The organism is Demequina sp. (assembly GCF_024642165.1).
Taxonomy (GTDB): Bacteria; Actinomycetota; Actinomycetes; order Actinomycetales; family Demequinaceae; genus Demequina.
The window spans coordinates 29,965-44,977 of the sequence record NZ_JAHEBP010000003.1 but is presented as its reverse complement, the minus strand read 5'-3'; the positions used below and the strand labels follow the sequence as shown (position 1 = coordinate 44,977).

Below are 15,013 nucleotides of genomic sequence, written 5' to 3'. Positions count from 1 at the left end.
CCGGAGACTATCGCCGCGCACGCCTCGGCGGCCTCCGCGGCGTCGAGCACCCGCTCGAGTCGCGGCATCAGCGCGATCGCGGGACCCTCGAGGTCGTTGGTGAGCGCGTCGCCCAGCATCAATGGATCCCCCGCCATGAGCGCGGTCATCACGCCCGCGTCGATCGCCATGTCCGACGCCGCCTGCTCCCCGGTGGACACGCGGCGGTCGAGCTCTGCGTACACGCCCGGCGTCGACAGGCCCTGCGACTGTGTGGCGAACACCCAATGGAACTGCCCGTGCGACATCGCGGGGGTGAGTTCGTCGCCGCGGCCGAGGCCCACGGCGGTGTGGCCGTGAAGGCAGAAGGGGACGTCGGCGCCCAGACGCGCGGCCAGGCGGGCGAGGTCACGGCGGGTGGCGCCCACGTCCCACGCCTCGGCGCACGCGACCAGCGCGGCCGCGGCGTCGGCGGAGCCGCCGGCCATCCCACCGGCCACGGGCACCGCCTTGACGATGCGGAGGTCGACCCCGTCCGCGATGCCGTATTCGCGCGCGAGCAGCTCGGCGGCCCGCCAGGCCAGGTTGGTGGAGTCGCGCGGCACGCCCGCGGCCTCGACCGGTGCCCCCGCGGCCGCGTCGACGCGCAGCGAGATGGTGCCGTCCGTGCGGGGCGTCGCCTCGACGTGCTCCCAGAGGTCCACCGCCTGGAACACGGTCACCAGCGGGTGGTATCCGTCCTCGCCCACGGGACCCACGGTGAGTTGGAGGTTCACCTTCGCGGGCGCCTTCGCGCGGACGGTGCGGGTCATGTCCCCAGCCTGCCAGAGGCGAGGGACTCCGCCACCCGGGCGAAGTCCCCGACGGCCAGCTGCTCACCGCGGGTGAGGGGCTCGATGCCGGCGTCGCGCAGCGCGGACTCGGCCCGCGCGGGCGAGCCCGCGACACCCGCCAGCGCGCCGCGCAGGGCCTTGCGGCGCTGCGCGAACGCCGCGTCGATGACAGCGAACACCTCGACGCGGGACGCGGTGGTGACCGGGGGGTCTCGCCGTTCCATGAGGACCAGCGAGCTGTCCACCCGGGGCACGGGCCAGAACACCGCGCGGCCCACGTTGCCGGCGTGCCGCACCGAGCAGTACCAGGCGGCCTTCGCGGACGGGATGCCATAGGTGCGGGACCCCGGCGGCGCGGCAAGGCGGGCGCCCACCTCGGCCTGCACCATCACCAGCACGCGCTCGAGCGACGGGAACGTCTCCAGGAAGTGCAGGATGACCGGGACGGAGACGTTGTACGGCAGATTCGCGACCAGCGCGCGCGGCGCCGAGGGCAGTTCGGCCACATGGAGCGCGTCCGCCTGGATGACGTCGAGCCGTGCGGAGTGTTCGGGCGCCCGCTCAGCGACCGTGCCCGGCAGGGCAGCCGCCAGCACTGGGTCGATCTCCACCGCGGTGACGTCCGCGCCGGTCTCCAGCAGTGCGAGCGTGAGGGAACCGAGCCCCGGGCCCACCTCGACCACCCGATCGCCCGGCCCCACGGCAGACATCCGCGCGATGCGCCGGACGGTGCCGGCGTCGACCACGAAGTTCTGGCCCCATTTCTTCATGGGAGCCGCGTCGAGCGACTGTGCGAGGTGACGGATGTCGGTAGGCCCCAGGAGGCGAGCCACCGGGGTCAGTACCAGCCCTTGGTCTCGGAGTGGTTCCACGCGTTGCAGGGGGTGCCGTAGCGGCCCTTGATGTAGCCCAGGCCCCACTTGATCTGCGTGGCGGCGTTGGTGGCCCAGTCGGCTCCGGCGGTCGCCATCTTCGAGCCGGGAAGCGCCTGCGGGATGCCGTGGGCGCCGGACGAGCTGTTGTGCGCGTTGGGGTTCCACCCGGACTCGCGCTGCCAGAGCGCGGAAAGGCAGGACCACTGGTCGCCCGTCCAGCCGTACATGTCCGCAGCCATCTGCTGGCCGATCGCGCGGGCGGTGCCAGGAGAGACCGTCGAGACGGCGGGCACCGCGGGTGCGGTACGGGTGCCGACGGCGATGACCTCGTCCGTGGCGGGCTCCACGGTCACGGTGAGGGTCTCGACGCGAGAGACCTCGACGCCGCCCACGTAGGTGACGTCGTACGTGACCACCTGCGAGCCGGCAGCACCCTCGGTGACCACCTTGGTGGTGCCCTTCTCGAGGTTGGGATCGTCCTTCTTCACCGAGCCGGGCTCGAGGGACTCCTCGGCGGTCTCGGTGGTGACCACCCCCGCGTCCGCGGAGCCGGTCGCGATCTCCGGAAGGGCCGCGATGTCCGCAGACGTCGCGAGGCTCTGACCCGCGTCGAGCGCGGGCACGGCGGCGGCAGCGATCGAGCCGACCGCGAAGGAGCCGACGGCGACCGCGATGCCCACCTGAGCCAGGATTCGATTCCTCGCGCCGCGCCGCTGGCGCCGCTCCCGGCGGCCTCCGGGCATGGGGTTGGTACGTCCGTAGCTCACATAGTCCTCTCGGTTCGCAGCACATCGATAGCCGCGTTGTCTGCCGTCATTTATCTCATATTGGTAACGGTTTGCGCCAGCCCAACCGCGAACCGGGACCTGCGGGAAGCCCCCATCGGCGGGTCTACCAGGGACCGTACAGGGATTCGGATGTCGCCGAAACGGCGTCGCACGCGGCCTCCAACCCGACCTCCAGCACGCTCGCGACCGTGCGCATCGTCACGGCGACCAGGTATGGAGCGTTGGGCGCGCCCCGATGCGGGTGCGGTGCAAGGTACGGCGCGTCGGTCTCGACCAGCACCCGGTCGAGGGGGGTGACGGCGAGCGCGGCGCGCAGCCCGTCGGCGTTCTTGAACGTGACCGTACCGGCGAAGCTGAGGTAGTAGCCGCGGTAGGCGCACAGCCGGGCCATCGCGGCGTCGCCGGAGAAGCAGTGGAAGACGGTGCGCTCCGGCGCGCCGTCGCGCTCCAACACCTCGAGCACCTCGGCGTGGGCGTCGCGGTCGTGGATCTGCAACGGCAGGTCCAGCTCCTTCGCGAGCGCGATGTGGTCGCGGAAGGATCTCACCTGCGCGGCCCGGCCCGATTCGTCCGTGCGATAGGCATCGAGCCCCGTCTCCCCCACGGCGCGGATGCGGTCGCCGCGCGCGAGCGCGGCGATCTCGACCAGCGCGTCCTCGTACCCCACCCCGCTGGGGTGCGTGCCCGCCGCGTGGAGCGGGGCCTCGTTGGGGTGCAGCGCCACGCCGCCGAGCATGGCGGGGTAGCGCTCGACGGCCGCGGCGGTCCAGCGTGCGGACTCGAGCTCGCACCCGATCTGCACCACGCGGTCCACGCCCGCGAGCGCGGCGTCCGCGAGCCGCCGCTCGACCGCCAGCTCGGGCTCCCCCGCGGGGTGTTCGAGGTGGGTGTGGTTGTCCACCACCGGCCGGGGCAGCGGCTCGGGTGCCGGCGGCCACGCTCCCGCGCGCATCGGCTACTCGTCCGCCATCCGGGAGAGCTCGTCCTCGACCACGTGATCGTCGAGCTTGGTGAAGATCGGTGAGGGTGCGGGGACGGGCGTGCCCGCCACCAGCGGGGTGCGGGCCCACGCGCCGCCCGCGTAGTCGCCCTGGATCACCGGGTAGCGACGGTCCGGCAGGTCCAGGTCCTCGACCTCGTCGACACGCGGCATGGGCGCGAGTATCCCGGTGCCGCCCAGCGCCTCATGCACCTGCTGGGCGCTGTGGGGCAGGAACGGCGAGATCATCGTGTTCGCGTCGGAGACCAGCTGCGCCGCCACCGCGAGCACGGTCCGCATGCGGTCCGGGTCCTCGTTCTTGAGCTTCCAGGGCGCCGTCTCCGCCAGGTACTTGTTGGCGTCGCCCACCACCCGCATCGTCTCGCTGATCGCGGCGCGCTGACGCTGGGCGCCGATCAGCCCGCCCACATTCCCGAACCCGGCCTCCGACGCCGCGAGCGCGGCGCGATCGACGTCCTCGAGCTCGCCCAGCGGGGGCACGCTACCGACGTTCTTGTGGAGCAGGGTGGCGGTGCGGTTGACCAGGTTGCCCCAGCCGGCCACCAGTTCGTCGTTGGTGCGGCGCTTGAACTCCGCCCACGTGAAGTCCGCGTCCGACGTCTCCGGGCCGGCCACGGCGATGAAGTAGCGCAGCGCGTCCGGCTGGTAGCGCGACAGCATGTCCCGGACATAGATGACGTGGCCGCGCGAGGAGCTGAACTTGCTCGACTCCATGGTGAGGAACTCGCTCGAGACCACCTCGGTGGGCAGTTGCAGGTCGCCGAATTCGCTCAGCTGCCCGCCACGTGCACCCCGCCCGTTGGCGGCGATGAGCTCGCCCGGCCAGATCTGCGAGTGGAAGGTGATGTTGTCCTTGCCCATGAAGTAGTACGACAGCGCCTCCGGATCGTTCCACCACAGGCGCCACGCGTCGGGGTCGCCGGAACGGCGCGCCCACTCGATGGAGGCGCTGAGGTAGCCGATCACCGCGTCGAACCACACGTACAGGCGCTTGTTGGGGTTCTCGATCCAGCCATCGAGCGGCACCGGGATACCCCAGTCGATGTCCCGCGTCATCGCCCGCGGCCGGACGTCCGCCAGCAGGTTCTTGGAGAAGTTGAGCACGTTGGGTCGCCAGCCGTGGCGCGCGCCCAGCCAGTCGGTGAGGGGTTGCACCAGGGCGGGCAGGTCGAGGAAGAAGTGCTCGGTCTCCACGAACGCGGGGATCTCGCCGTTGATGCGGCTGCGCGGGTTGCGCAGGTCGATCGCGTCGAGCTGATTGCCGCAGTTGTCGCACTGGTCGCCGCGCGCGCCGTCGTAATCGCAGATGGGGCACGTGCCCTCGATGTAGCGGTCCGGCAGGGTGCGGCCGGTCGAGGGCGAGATCGCGCCGCGAGTGGTCTGCTCGATCATGTAGCCGTTCGCGTGCACCGCCCGGAACATCGCCTGCGCCACCTGGTAGTGGTTGCCGGTGGTGGTCCGGGTGAAGAGGTCATAGCTGAGGCCCAGCGCGGCAAGGTCCTCGACGATCACGCGGTTGTAGCGGTCCGCGAGCTCCTGGGCCGAGACGCCCTCGCCCTCGGCCTGCACCAGGATCGGCGTGCCGTGCTCGTCGGTGCCCGAGACCATGAGGACGTCGTGGCCCGCCAGGCGCATGTATCGGCTGAACACGTCGGACGGGACGCCGAACCCCGCGACGTGCCCGATATGGCGCGGGCCGTTGGCGTACGGCCAGGCGACGGCGGAAAGGATGCGTGACATGGCGACCATCCTAGTGACGCGCGAGGAGCCCCGAACGTGGGCGCCCGAGCCGGCGAACGGCCGGCGCGCGCGGTCCCGCGCCGTCCCGCGCCGTCCCGCGCCGTCAGGCGTAGTCGGGCGCGGCGGGCAGGCCGAAGAACTCCTCGAGCGTGTCGATGCCGCGCTCATGCATCTCTGCGGCAAGCTCGGGTCCCACGTAGCGCAGGTGCCACGGCTCGTAGATGTACCCGGTGACCGCCTCCTTGCCCTCCGGGTACCGCACGATGTAGCCGTGCTCCCACGCGTGCTCGGCCACGTAGATGCCCGCGGCGGTGTCGCCGAAGCAGGCCTCGAGGTCGCAGCCGCCGCCGTTGATGTCCGCGGCGAGGCCGGTCTGGTGCTCGGAGTAGCCGGGACGGGCCGAGTAGCGGTCCGCACGCTCCCGACCGGAGCGGTTCACGTAGCTCTGGTAGAGACCCGCCTGCTGTCCGTACGTGCGATACGCCGTCGAGATGGCGAAGCCCGCCCCCTCCTCGGCGGCCGCGGCGCGCAGCGCGCTCATCGCCGCCGCCGCCTCTTCGCGCATCGTCGCTCCCCCGGGGACGCCGGTCACCGTCACCAGGTCATCCGGCGCGTACTCGGCGGGGTCGAGCGGGCTGGTCTTGTTGACCACCACCCACGGGGAGTCCGGCGCGGTGAGACTGTGCGCGGCGGTGTCGAACGCGGGGCTCGGCGACGCGACGGGGGCGGCGGACGCGGTCGCCGTCGTGGGCGGGGACGATGCGACCGCCAGGGTGGCCGACGCGGCCGGCGTGCGCTCGGCGAGGGTCTAGGCGGCGGCCTCCGACGCCCCGCGCGGCCACCACAGCTCGGCGGTGAGCATCCCCAGGCCCAACCCCACGATCGCGGCCGCGAGCGCCGCCGCCACGCGGCGCCGCCGCCGATAGACGGGGGCGTGGGAGACCCTCATCGAGGCCCCCGTGCCGCCAGCACCGCCGCGTAAAGCTCGCGGCTGGGCACCCCCGCGGTCGCGGCCACGTCCGCCACCGCGGCCTTGGCGCGCTCCCCGGCCTCCACGCGGTCGAGCACCTCGCCCACGAGGGCCGCCATGCCCGGCGCCTGTGCGGGCCGCCCCGCGACGGTCACCACGATCTCGCCGCGCGGCTCGGACTGCTCCGCCCACTCGGCGAGCTGGGCGAGCGTGCCGCGGCGGGTCTCCTCGTAGGTCTTGGTGAGCTCGCGGGACACCGCGGCGGCGCGGTCGCCACCCCAGGCCTCGGCCATCGCCACCAGCGTCGCGGCGAGGCGGTGCGGGGCCTCGAAGAAGACCAGGGTGCGCTCCTCGGTGGCGAGCCCGGCGAGCCGGGCGGCGCGCTCCCCGGAACGTCGCGGCAGGAACCCCTCGAAAGCGAACCTGTCCGTGGGCAGCCCCGACAGCGCCAGCGCGGCGAGCGCCGCCGAGGGCCCGGGCAGCACGGTGACGTCGACGCCGGCGGCGGCCGCGGCCTCGACCACCCGGAATCCCGGATCGGAGACGGCGGGCATGCCCGCGTCGGACACCACCAGCACGGTCGCGCCCTCCCGCGCGCGCTCGACCAGCTGCGCGGCGCGCTCGCCCTCGTTGTGGTCGTGGTGGGTGACGATCTCGCCGGTGATGCGCAGGCCGAGCCGATGCGCGAGGTCGCGCACGCGGCGCGTGTCCTCAGCGGCCACCACGTCCGCGGTCGCGAGCGCGTGCCTGAGGCGGTCCGATGCGTCCCCGACGTTGCCGATGGGCGTCGCGGCGAGCACGATCCGGCCTGTCATGCCCTCACTTTCCCACACGCGGCGCTGCGGGCAGGCGGGCCGTGCCCGGCTAGGCTTCGCCTGTGAATCTCGCGACGCTGTGGCGCTGGCGCGCCACCTTGATGGCGGTGGGCGTAGGCGTTCTCGCCGGGCTGCTGCGCCTCGCGACGCTGGCCCACCCGCAGGCGCTCGTGTTCGACGAGGTCTTCTACGCGCGGGGGGCATACTCGCTCACGGCGCTCGGGTTCGAGGCCGACTGGACGGGCGACGATGCGGCGTTCGCCGCCGGCGACGTCTCCGGACTCACCACCGACGGCGACTTCGTGGTCCACCCGATGGTGGGCAAGCTGCTCATCGCGGTCGGCATCGAGCTGTTCGGGAACCACCCGTTCGGGTGGCGAGTCGTGGGCGCCGTGCTGGGCACCTTCGTCGCGGTGCTGGTGGCGGTGATCGCGCGCCGACTGTTCCGCTCGACCGCGTGGGGCGCGGTCGCGGGCGTGCTCATCGCGGTCGACGGCCAGGCGATCGTCCTGTCGCGCACCGCGCTGCTCGACGGCTTCCTCACCTTCTTCGTGGTGCTCGGCTTCGGGCTGCTGCTGGTCGACCGGGACGCGACGTGGGCGCGCCTGTCCGCGCGTGCCGCCGACGAGCGGCGCGCGGCCGGGCTGGATGACGAGGCGCGGCTCCCGGGCATGGGCCCGCGCACCGGGATCCGGTGGTGGCGCCTGGCGGCGATCGTCGCCTTCGCGCTCGCCGCGTCCACCAAGTGGTCGGGCCTGTACTTCGCCGCCGCGTTCCTGCTGCTGTCCATCCTCTGGGACGCCGTCGATCGGCGCCGGCTCGGCTACCTGAGGTGGCACGTGGGCGCGTTGGCGCGCGCGGTGCCGGCCGGGTTGACCACGATCGTGGTGACGGTGGCGATCTACGTGGGCACGTGGGCCAACTGGTTCCTCACCGACGGCTCTTACGGCCGGTTCTGGGCGCAGGACCACCCGGGCGAGGGCGTCACCTGGCTGCCCGACGCCCTCAACTCACTGCTCCACTACCACCGGCAGATGTGGGACTTCCACACGGGCCTCACCACCGAGCACAACTACATGTCAAACCCGTGGGCGTGGCTGATCCAGTACCGCCCCACGGCCTTCTTCTTCGAGGACGCACCCGACGCATCGTGCGGCGCCGAGCGCTGCGTGAGCGCCATCCACGCCCTGGGCAACCCGCTGCTGTGGTGGCTCGCGACGGCGGCTCTGGCGTGGGCGCTGTGGCGCGTGGTGCGCCGCCGCGACGTGCTCGCGCTCACGGTGTCGCTGGGCGTGCTCGCCGGGTGGGTGCCGTGGCTGCCGTACGCGTACCGCACCATCTTCACCTTCTACTCGGTGGCCTTCGCGCCGTTCTTGGTGCTGACGCTGGTGTGGGCGCTCCGCCGCATCGCACAGCCCGAGCGGCTCGCCGGCGGGTGGTCACGCACGGGCGTGCTGGTGGCGGGGTCCGTGGTCGCGGCGATCCTGATCGTCTCCGGCTTCTTCATCCCACTGTGGACCGGGGACCCGATCCCGTTCCGGTACTGGCAGCTGCACATGTGGCTGCCCAGCTGGGTCTAGGTCAGCTCTCGCGGCTCTGGACCAGGCGCGTGAGCACGATCGCGCTGCGCGTCTTGTCGACCTGCGGGGCGAGCCGCACCTTCTCGAGCGCAACCTCAAGGTCGGGCATGGTGCCGGCGCGCAGCCGCACGATCGCATCGGCCTGGCCCGTGACCGTGAACGCCTCGACCACGTTGGGGATCGAGTCGAGGATCCGGCGCAGCTCCTCCGGCGCCACCGTCCCACGGCAGAACAGCTCGACGTACGCCTCGGTCCCGGCGCCGTCGACGTCCGGGTCCAGCCGCACCCTGAAGCCGCGGATCACGCCATCGGCGACCATGCGGTCCACCCGACGCTTCACGGCGGACGGCGACAACCCGATGGTGGACCCCATCTCGGCGTAGCTCGCGCGTCCGTCGAGCCGGAGTTCGTCGATGATCCGTCGATCGAGGCCATCCAGCGACATGTGCACTCCTTCGCACGCAACTTGCAGTTCCGCACCGATTCTCGCATGTTTCGCGCGCGAAGAGAACGAAAAGGTCAAGGAATCACTGTCATGCTCGAGACGGGGAGGAATACATATGACGATGACTGCCATCGCGGCACCCACCAGGGACCGCACCGCCACGCCGCTCACCGTGCTCATGTGCCGGCCACAGCACTTCGACGTCGTGTACGCGATCAACCCGTGGATGGACCCCGCGGTCCCCACGGATACCGCGCGCGCCGTGGCGCAGTGGCAGGCGCTGGCCGACACCTACGCGCGGCTTGGCTTCGCGGTCCACCGGATCGACCCGGTGGACGGGCTGCCCGACATGGTGTTCGCCGCCAACGGTGGATTCGTGGTCGACGGCACCGCCTACACGGCGATGTTCGCGCACCCGCAGCGCGGCCCCGAGGGCCCGGCGTACGCGCGATGGTTCCGCTCCCAGGGGCTCCGCGTGGTCGAGGCCACGCAGATCAACGAGGGCGAGGGCGACTTCCTGCTCGTGGGACGCACGGTCCTCGCGGGGCACGGCTTCCGATCGGACGATGCGTCGCACGCCGAGGTCGCCCAGGTCACCGGCCTCGAGGTGGTCAGCCTGCGGCTGGTGCGCCCGGAGTACTACCACCTCGACACCGCCCTGGCCGTGCTCGATCACCGCGGCGGGCGCGAGCACATCGCGTATCTCCCCAGCGCCTTCGACGACGCCTCGCGGGCGGAGCTGGAGCGCCGCTACCCGGACGCGATCCTGGTCTCGGAGGCGGACGCGGCTGCGTTCGGGCTCAACGCCGTCTCCGACGGCCTCCACGTGGTGACCGCCTCCCGCGCCCATGCCTTCCACGCGCAGTTGCGGGAGCACGGGTACGTGCCGGTGGGCGTGGACCTGTCCGAGCTGCTGCTGGGAGGCGGCGGCGTCAAGTGCTGCACCCTCGAGCTGAGGGGCGCCGCCCAGCCGAACATCCACGCCGAGGAGATCTGATGGTCCAGTTCGTCGACGTCCGCCACATGCGCGAGTGGGTCGCCTCCGAGGGCGCCGAGGCGCTCATCCGGGACCTGGTTCCGTATCTCGAGGCCGACTTCACACGGTGGCCCGAGTTCGAGAAGATCGCCCGCATCGCGTCGCACTCACCTGTGGGCGTCATCGAGCTGATGCCCACGGCGGACGCCGAGACGTACGCGTTCAAGTATGTGAACGGCCATCCGGGCAACCCCGCGCAGGGCCTGCAGACCGTGACGGCGTTCGGCGTGCTCGCGGACGTGGCGTCGGGGTACCCCGTGCTGATGTCGGAGATGTCGATCCTCACCGCGCTGCGCACCGCCGCCACCTCGGCGATGGCCGCGCGCCACCTCGCGCGGCCCGACTCGCGCGTGCTCGCGCTCGTCGGCGCGGGCAGCCAGGCCGAGTTCCAGGCGCTCGGCATGCGCGCCATCATGGGCATCGAGACGGTGCGCGCGTGGGACACGGATCCGGCCGCGCTCGACAAGCTCGAGCGCAACGCGGCCGCGCTGGGACTCGACCTCTACCGCGCATCGTCCGCCGCGGACGCGCTGGAGGGCGCGGACATCGTCACCACCTGCACCGCGGACAAGTCCTACGCGACCATCCTGGAGGACGGCATGGTGCGCCCCGGGATGCACCTCAACGCCATCGGCGGCGACTGCCCCGGCAAGACCGAGCTGAGCGCCGCCATCCTCGACCGCAGCGAGATCTTCGTCGAGTACGAGCCCCAGACCAGGATCGAAGGCGAGATCCAGCAGGTCGAACCGGACCACCCGGTCACCGAGCTGTGGCGGGTGGTCGCCGGCGAGCTTCGCGGGCGCACCTCGCCCGATCAGATCACGCTGTTCGACTCCGTGGGATTCGCGCTCGAGGACTTCACCGCGCTGCGGTTCGTGCGCGACCGCGTGAGCGGGACCTCCTACGCGACCGAGATCGACCTCATCGCGGACCCCGGGGACCCCAAGGACCTGTTCTCCCTGGTGTCGTCGCAGCCCGCGATCGCCGCGGCCCGCTGACCCCCCGGCCGGAGCGGCTCGGCGGCTCTGCTCAGCCGAGACGCTCCGGCACCCGCGGATCGTCCGCCGGGAGGTCGTCGACCGTCGCGAACACCTCCAGGGACACGAGGTCGACGGGCTCACCGATGGTGGTGAGGAAGGCCGTGTCCGCGGCGTCCCGACCGGTCGCGATGCGCACCATCGACCGGCGCGGCGCGAGGCTGGTCGCGTCCACCACCCACCACTCGCCGTCGAGCAGCACCTCGGCGACGGCGTGGAAGTCCATCGGGTCCAGACCCGGCGCGTACACCGCGACCACCCGGGCCGGGACGTCCATGGCGCGCAGCAACGCCACCACCAGGTGGGCGAAGTCGCGGCACACTCCCCGGCGTGCCAGCATCGTCGCCGTGGCGCCGTCCGTGGGGCCGCTCGATCCCAGCTGATACATCAGGTGGGTGCCCACCCAACTGGACACGCCGTCCACCAGGTTCCAGCCGGACAGACCGCTGAACTCCTCGACGGCCATGGGCGTGAGCGTGTCGGACTCGCAGTAGCGGCTCGGGCGCAGATACGCGATCGCGTCGAGCTCGTCGACAGCGACGGGAGCCGAACGGCCCACGACGGTGGCGCGATACCGGACCGTCACGGCGCCTCGCTCGACGTCGACCTCGTGGAGACGCGTGCCGTGCCCGTCGCTCAACTCGCGCGCATCCAGCGCCCGCCCGTCCTGCTCGACCACGAGGGTCTCGTCCCTCGCGCCGTCGACCGCGGCGATCGCGAGGATCAGTCGCGCCGAACCCGTCGCCTGGAGCTCCATCGAGCTGCGGATCTCTCGCTTCATAGGGTGAATCTTCGCACCCGGCGCGGGATCGGTTCGCCCAGGAACGGTGCTCCGTGGCGTGGGTGTCACGTCGCGCCCCCGCGCGGCGCTAGTTTGGGCGTGTCCGCACCGCTGCGGCGCGATCTCAGGAGGAGACATGGAAGCCACAAGGACGCTCGGATTCGATTTGGACGAGCGCGAGATGACCAGGAGCGCGATCTCCGCCATCCGCATCGTCTTCGGCGTGCTGGGCGCGCTCGCGCTCGCGATAGGAATCGCGCTGCTGGTGTGGCCCGGCCGCACCCTGGTGGTGGGCGCGGCGCTGGTAGGGATCTACTTCGCCATCGCGGGAGTGGTCCGCATCGCGGTGGGCATCTTCGGCTCGGCGCTGTCGGGCGGCCTGCGCACGCTGACCATCATCTTCGGGCTGTTCATGCTGCTGGCGGGCGTGGTCTTGCTGCGCAACCTCGAGGCCTCGACGGCCATCCTGCTGGTCATCATGGCGATCGCGATCGGGATCGGCTGGATCATCGACGGCATCATGGCCCTGGTCGAGTCCGGGAAGGCCGCCTCGCGTGGCTGGGCCATCACGTACGGGATCATCGGCATCGTCGCGGGCGTGTTCGTGATCTCCGCGCCCGGCGTCTCCGCCGCCTTCTTCGTGCTCCTCAACGCGATCGTCTTCGTCATTCTTGGCGTGGTGGGACTGGTACGGGCGTTCACCTTCGGACGCGGAGTGGTTGAGGCCTAGACATGTCCGAGATGACTCCCGCCGCCAGCGACGGCGCGGACGCCGTTCCGGAGGAGGTCGCCCGTGCGGCGACCATCGACGCGCTGCGCCGGGCCGACGAGCCCGACCCCCGATGGCTCGACGCGCTCGTCAAGAGGTCGTTGTGGCGCGCGGTGTGGATCGGAATGCTGGTCGCGGTGGGGCTGTGGGCGGCTTATCAGGCCCGTCACCTGCTCGGACTCCTGGTGGTCGCCACCTTCCTCGCACTCGCGATGATCCCGGGCGTCAACTCGCTGCATCGCCGCTACAAGATGAAGCGTGGCGCCGCGGTGGGCGTGATCTACCTGGGAGGCGTGCTCGCGATCACCTTCATGGTGGCCGTGCTGATCCCCGGCATCGTCCGCTTTGCCCAGACAGTGCAGGACTCCTTGCCGGGCTGGTTCTCCGATCTCCACGAGTGGAGCCAGGACGCGCTGGGCCTGCCCATCGACACCGAGACGGCAGCGGACGGCACCAGCAACCTCGCCCAGGCGATCGCCACGTGGGGCGACGAGGCCCTGGGCCTGGTCACCTCGGGTCTCGGCCTCGTGTTCGACATGTTCACCATCGCGATGTTCTCGTTCTACATCGCGGCGAGCTGGCCCAAGATCATGCGAGCGTTCATGTCGCGCATGCCTCCGGAGCGCCAGCGCGTGTTCGGTTGGGTCGCCGACGAGTCGATCCGGCAGACCGGCGGCTACTTCTACTCTCGGCTGTTGCTCATGGTGACCTGCGGCGGCTCCGGATTCGTGGTCATGGTGCTGGTGGGCCTGCCGCTCGTCTACGCGCTGCCGCTGGGCGTCTTCATGGGGTTCGTGTCCGTATTCATCCCGTTCATCGGCACCTACCTGGGCGCGGCACTGCCGATCCTCATCACGCTGGTCGTTCAGGGCCTGTTGCCCGGGATCATCCTGCTCGCGTGGGTGGTGGTCTACCAGCAGATCGAGAACTACTGGCTGAGCCCCCGGTTCAGCTCTCACACCATGGAGCTCAACGGAGCGGTCGCGTTCGGCGGCGCCATGGCCGGAGGTGCGATCGCGGGTCCGATCGGGGCGTTCATGGCGCTCCCGGTGGCCGCGCTCATCACCTCGATCATCAAGAACTCTGGCCGTACGTACGATGTGGTGGCCTATCACGACGAGGACGACGAGGTCTCGGTCGAGCCCGAGACGTCATGACGGTCCGCTGAGAGTCGCCAACCGGCGCGCGGCACAACGACGATGGCCCCGGCAACCGCCGGGGCCATCGTCATTGGCGGGGCGCGAGCGCTAGCTCGCCGAGAGGATGTCGATCACGAACACCAGGGTGGAGTTCGCGGGGATCGTGTCCTGGTCGACGTCGCCGTAGGCGAGCTCCGGCGGCACCACGAGCATCACCTGGCTGCCCACGGTCTGGCCGTCGAGGCCCTGCACCCAGCCGTCGATGAGGGACCCCGTGGACAGCGGGAAGTTCGCCGGCACGCCGCGGTCCCAGGACGAGTCGAACTGCTCCCCGTCCCACAGCCACCCGGTGTAGTGCACAGTCACCTGGTCGTCCACGGCGATCGCTGCGCCGTCGCCCTCGATGAGCGGCTGCACCACCAGGTCCGTGGGCACGTCGCCGGCCGTGGAGAAGTCGATGGCGGGCTTGCCCGAGTCGTCGAGGGTGATCGATGGCAGACCGTCGATCGGATCGACGGCCGTGCCCTCGGCGCGACCGAGCGGGGTGACCGCATCGACGACGGTGACCGCCATGATCACGGCGCTGCCGTCCTCCGTCGAGGTGTCGGGGTACACGTACAGGAGGTCGGTGCCCACCTTGTTGCCCACGAGCGCGTCGTAGAGGTCCTGCACCACCTGGCCGCTGGTCAGGTTGACCACCTCCGGCGTGTCCGTCTCCCAGGTGGAGAAGATCACCGAGGCGTCGGTGCCGTTGTAGACCACGTACTGCAGCGAAACGTTCTGACCGTCCTCGATGGTCGCGCCGTCACCGTCGGCGATCACGCGCGTCGCGATCCCCGTCACGGTGAAGGGCGACTCGAAGGTGAGCGTGGGAACGTCATCGGTCTCGGTCCACTCGATGGTCTCGAGCGCGGCGAGATCGGCGGCGGACATCACGGTGCCGGTCGTAGCCGACGGCGAGGCGCTGGGCTCGGAACCGGACGACGCGCTGCACGCCGTGAGGGCCAGCACGGCGAGCGTGCCGAGCACGGTCGCGGTGAGCACGTTCTTCTTCATGGATCTCCTCGGAGGGTGGTCCGCTGTCGTCGCGGCAGTTGCGTCGCGTCACGCGGGTTCGCCCCGGTAACCGACGAGCACGCGCGTTGGTTCCCGTGTGACACGAATTCTTACGAACCTGTGATGCGGGCGCGCGAGCGCGCGACCAGGGTACCCCGGCGCCCGCCGGA

17 protein-coding genes are annotated in these 15,013 nt (G+C 71.3%); 6 read left to right on the top strand and 11 right to left on the bottom strand.

Annotation, left to right across the window (positions count from 1 at the left end; translation table 11 throughout):
* From Q0L54_RS00780 to Q0L54_RS00755, 6 genes are all read right to left on the bottom strand, one after another.
* On the bottom strand, nucleotides 1-791 hold a 791-nt coding region (locus Q0L54_RS00780), incomplete at its 3' end, for a 4-(cytidine 5'-diphospho)-2-C-methyl-D-erythritol kinase (protein ID WP_296664607.1).
* Nucleotides 788-1,582, bottom strand: coding sequence for a 16S rRNA (adenine(1518)-N(6)/adenine(1519)-N(6))-dimethyltransferase RsmA (gene rsmA, locus Q0L54_RS00775; protein WP_296664606.1), 795 nt, complete (start codon nucleotides 1,580-1,582; stop codon nucleotides 788-790). The genes Q0L54_RS00780 and rsmA, both read right to left, overlap by 4 nt.
* A 68-nt stretch (nucleotides 1,583-1,650) precedes the next feature.
* The gene (locus tag Q0L54_RS00770; RefSeq protein ID WP_296664604.1) at nucleotides 1,651-2,454 is read right to left on the bottom strand and encodes a G5 domain-containing protein; all 804 of its coding nucleotides are present in this window, start codon (nucleotides 2,452-2,454) and stop codon (nucleotides 1,651-1,653) included.
* 124 nt (nucleotides 2,455-2,578) lie between these two features.
* Nucleotides 2,579-3,427: a TatD family hydrolase gene (locus tag Q0L54_RS00765; protein ID WP_296664602.1), complete on the bottom strand. Its 849-nt coding sequence runs from the start codon at nucleotides 3,425-3,427 to the stop codon at nucleotides 2,579-2,581.
* A gap of 3 nt (nucleotides 3,428-3,430) precedes the next feature.
* Nucleotides 3,431-5,215, bottom strand: a complete 1,785-nt coding sequence (gene metG / locus Q0L54_RS00760; RefSeq protein ID WP_296664600.1) for a methionine--tRNA ligase — start codon at nucleotides 5,213-5,215, stop codon at nucleotides 3,431-3,433.
* 103 nt (nucleotides 5,216-5,318) lie between these two features.
* The gene (locus tag Q0L54_RS00755) at nucleotides 5,319-5,870 is read right to left on the bottom strand and encodes a M15 family metallopeptidase (RefSeq protein WP_296664598.1); all 552 of its coding nucleotides are present in this window, start codon (nucleotides 5,868-5,870) and stop codon (nucleotides 5,319-5,321) included.
* On the opposite strand from Q0L54_RS00755, the gene Q0L54_RS00750 reads away from it, so the two are divergent.
* The gene (locus Q0L54_RS00750; protein WP_296664596.1) at nucleotides 5,860-6,027 is read left to right on the top strand and encodes a hypothetical protein; all 168 of its coding nucleotides are present in this window, start codon (nucleotides 5,860-5,862) and stop codon (nucleotides 6,025-6,027) included. The two genes, Q0L54_RS00755 and Q0L54_RS00750, sit on opposite strands and share 11 nt — an antisense overlap.
* Here the strand turns inward: Q0L54_RS00750 and Q0L54_RS00745 are convergent.
* Together Q0L54_RS00745 and rsmI are read right to left on the bottom strand one after the other, a co-directional pair.
* Nucleotides 6,024-6,164: a hypothetical protein gene (locus Q0L54_RS00745; RefSeq protein WP_296664594.1), complete on the bottom strand. Its 141-nt coding sequence runs from the start codon at nucleotides 6,162-6,164 to the stop codon at nucleotides 6,024-6,026. The genes Q0L54_RS00750 and Q0L54_RS00745 overlap by 4 nt on opposite strands.
* Entirely contained in the window at nucleotides 6,161-7,000 is an 840-nt protein-coding gene (gene rsmI / locus Q0L54_RS00740) for a 16S rRNA (cytidine(1402)-2'-O)-methyltransferase (protein ID WP_296664593.1), read from the bottom strand. The genes Q0L54_RS00745 and rsmI overlap by 4 nt, the downstream gene beginning before the upstream one ends.
* A gap of 62 nt (nucleotides 7,001-7,062) precedes the next feature.
* Here rsmI and Q0L54_RS00735 point away from each other — a divergent pair, with 62 nt between their 5' ends.
* The gene (locus Q0L54_RS00735; RefSeq protein WP_296664591.1) at nucleotides 7,063-8,580 is read left to right on the top strand and encodes a phospholipid carrier-dependent glycosyltransferase; all 1,518 of its coding nucleotides are present in this window, start codon (nucleotides 7,063-7,065) and stop codon (nucleotides 8,578-8,580) included.
* A gap of 1 nt (nucleotide 8,581) precedes the next feature.
* Here Q0L54_RS00735 and Q0L54_RS00730 read toward each other — a convergent pair whose 3' ends face one another.
* Nucleotides 8,582-9,019 carry an Lrp/AsnC family transcriptional regulator gene (locus Q0L54_RS00730; RefSeq protein WP_296664611.1) on the bottom strand — a complete coding sequence of 146 codons (438 nt, stop codon included), beginning with the start codon at nucleotides 9,017-9,019 and terminating at the stop codon, nucleotides 8,582-8,584.
* 121 nt (nucleotides 9,020-9,140) lie between these two features.
* Here Q0L54_RS00730 and ddaH point away from each other — a divergent pair, with 121 nt between their 5' ends.
* Together ddaH and Q0L54_RS00720 are read left to right on the top strand one after the other, a co-directional pair.
* Complete coding sequence (gene ddaH, locus Q0L54_RS00725) at nucleotides 9,141-10,022, top strand: dimethylargininase (RefSeq protein ID WP_296664590.1); 882 nt, start codon at nucleotides 9,141-9,143, stop codon at nucleotides 10,020-10,022.
* On the top strand, nucleotides 10,022-11,059 hold the full coding sequence (locus Q0L54_RS00720) for an ornithine cyclodeaminase (protein ID WP_296664588.1): 1,038 nt from the start codon (nucleotides 10,022-10,024) through the stop codon (nucleotides 11,057-11,059). The genes ddaH and Q0L54_RS00720 overlap by 1 nt, the downstream gene beginning before the upstream one ends.
* Nucleotides 11,060-11,090: 31 nt before the next feature.
* On the opposite strand, the gene Q0L54_RS00715 is transcribed toward Q0L54_RS00720, so the two are convergent.
* Complete coding sequence (locus tag Q0L54_RS00715) at nucleotides 11,091-11,879, bottom strand: transglutaminase family protein (RefSeq protein ID WP_296664587.1); 789 nt, start codon at nucleotides 11,877-11,879, stop codon at nucleotides 11,091-11,093.
* A 136-nt stretch (nucleotides 11,880-12,015) separates the two neighbouring features.
* On the opposite strand from Q0L54_RS00715, the gene Q0L54_RS00710 reads away from it, so the two are divergent.
* On the top strand, nucleotides 12,016-12,609 hold the full coding sequence (locus Q0L54_RS00710; protein ID WP_296664585.1) for an HdeD family acid-resistance protein: 594 nt from the start codon (nucleotides 12,016-12,018) through the stop codon (nucleotides 12,607-12,609).
* 2 nt (nucleotides 12,610-12,611) lie between these two features.
* Nucleotides 12,612-13,805, top strand: a complete 1,194-nt coding sequence (locus tag Q0L54_RS00705) for an AI-2E family transporter (protein ID WP_296664583.1) — start codon at nucleotides 12,612-12,614, stop codon at nucleotides 13,803-13,805.
* Between the two features lie 90 nt (nucleotides 13,806-13,895).
* Here the strand turns inward: Q0L54_RS00705 and Q0L54_RS00700 are convergent, their stop codons facing one another.
* Nucleotides 13,896-14,843 carry an FKBP-type peptidyl-prolyl cis-trans isomerase gene (locus tag Q0L54_RS00700; RefSeq protein ID WP_296664581.1) on the bottom strand — a complete coding sequence of 316 codons (948 nt, stop codon included), beginning with the start codon at nucleotides 14,841-14,843 and terminating at the stop codon, nucleotides 13,896-13,898.
* Nucleotides 14,844-15,013: the final 170 nt, after the last annotated feature.

Coding starts and splice junctions, on each gene's coding strand:
- Q0L54_RS00705 (WP_296664583.1), top strand. CDS start 12,612: ATGTCCGAGATGACTCCCGCCGCCAGCGACGGCGCGGACGCCGTTCCG.
- rsmA (WP_296664606.1), bottom strand. CDS start 1,582: ATGAAGAAATGGGGCCAGAACTTCGTGGTCGACGCCGGCACCGTCCGG.
- rsmI (WP_296664593.1), bottom strand. CDS start 7,000: ATGACAGGCCGGATCGTGCTCGCCGCGACGCCCATCGGCAACGTCGGG.
- Q0L54_RS00745 (WP_296664594.1), bottom strand. CDS start 6,164: ATGAGGGTCTCCCACGCCCCCGTCTATCGGCGGCGGCGCCGCGTGGCG.
- Q0L54_RS00700 (WP_296664581.1), bottom strand. CDS start 14,843: ATGAAGAAGAACGTGCTCACCGCGACCGTGCTCGGCACGCTCGCCGTG.
- Q0L54_RS00715 (WP_296664587.1), bottom strand. CDS start 11,879: ATGAAGCGAGAGATCCGCAGCTCGATGGAGCTCCAGGCGACGGGTTCG.
- Q0L54_RS00765 (WP_296664602.1), bottom strand. CDS start 3,427: ATGCGCGCGGGAGCGTGGCCGCCGGCACCCGAGCCGCTGCCCCGGCCG.
- ddaH (WP_296664590.1), top strand. CDS start 9,141: ATGACGATGACTGCCATCGCGGCACCCACCAGGGACCGCACCGCCACG.
- metG (WP_296664600.1), bottom strand. CDS start 5,215: ATGTCACGCATCCTTTCCGCCGTCGCCTGGCCGTACGCCAACGGCCCG.
- Q0L54_RS00720 (WP_296664588.1), top strand. CDS start 10,022: ATGGTCCAGTTCGTCGACGTCCGCCACATGCGCGAGTGGGTCGCCTCC.
- Q0L54_RS00710 (WP_296664585.1), top strand. CDS start 12,016: ATGGAAGCCACAAGGACGCTCGGATTCGATTTGGACGAGCGCGAGATG.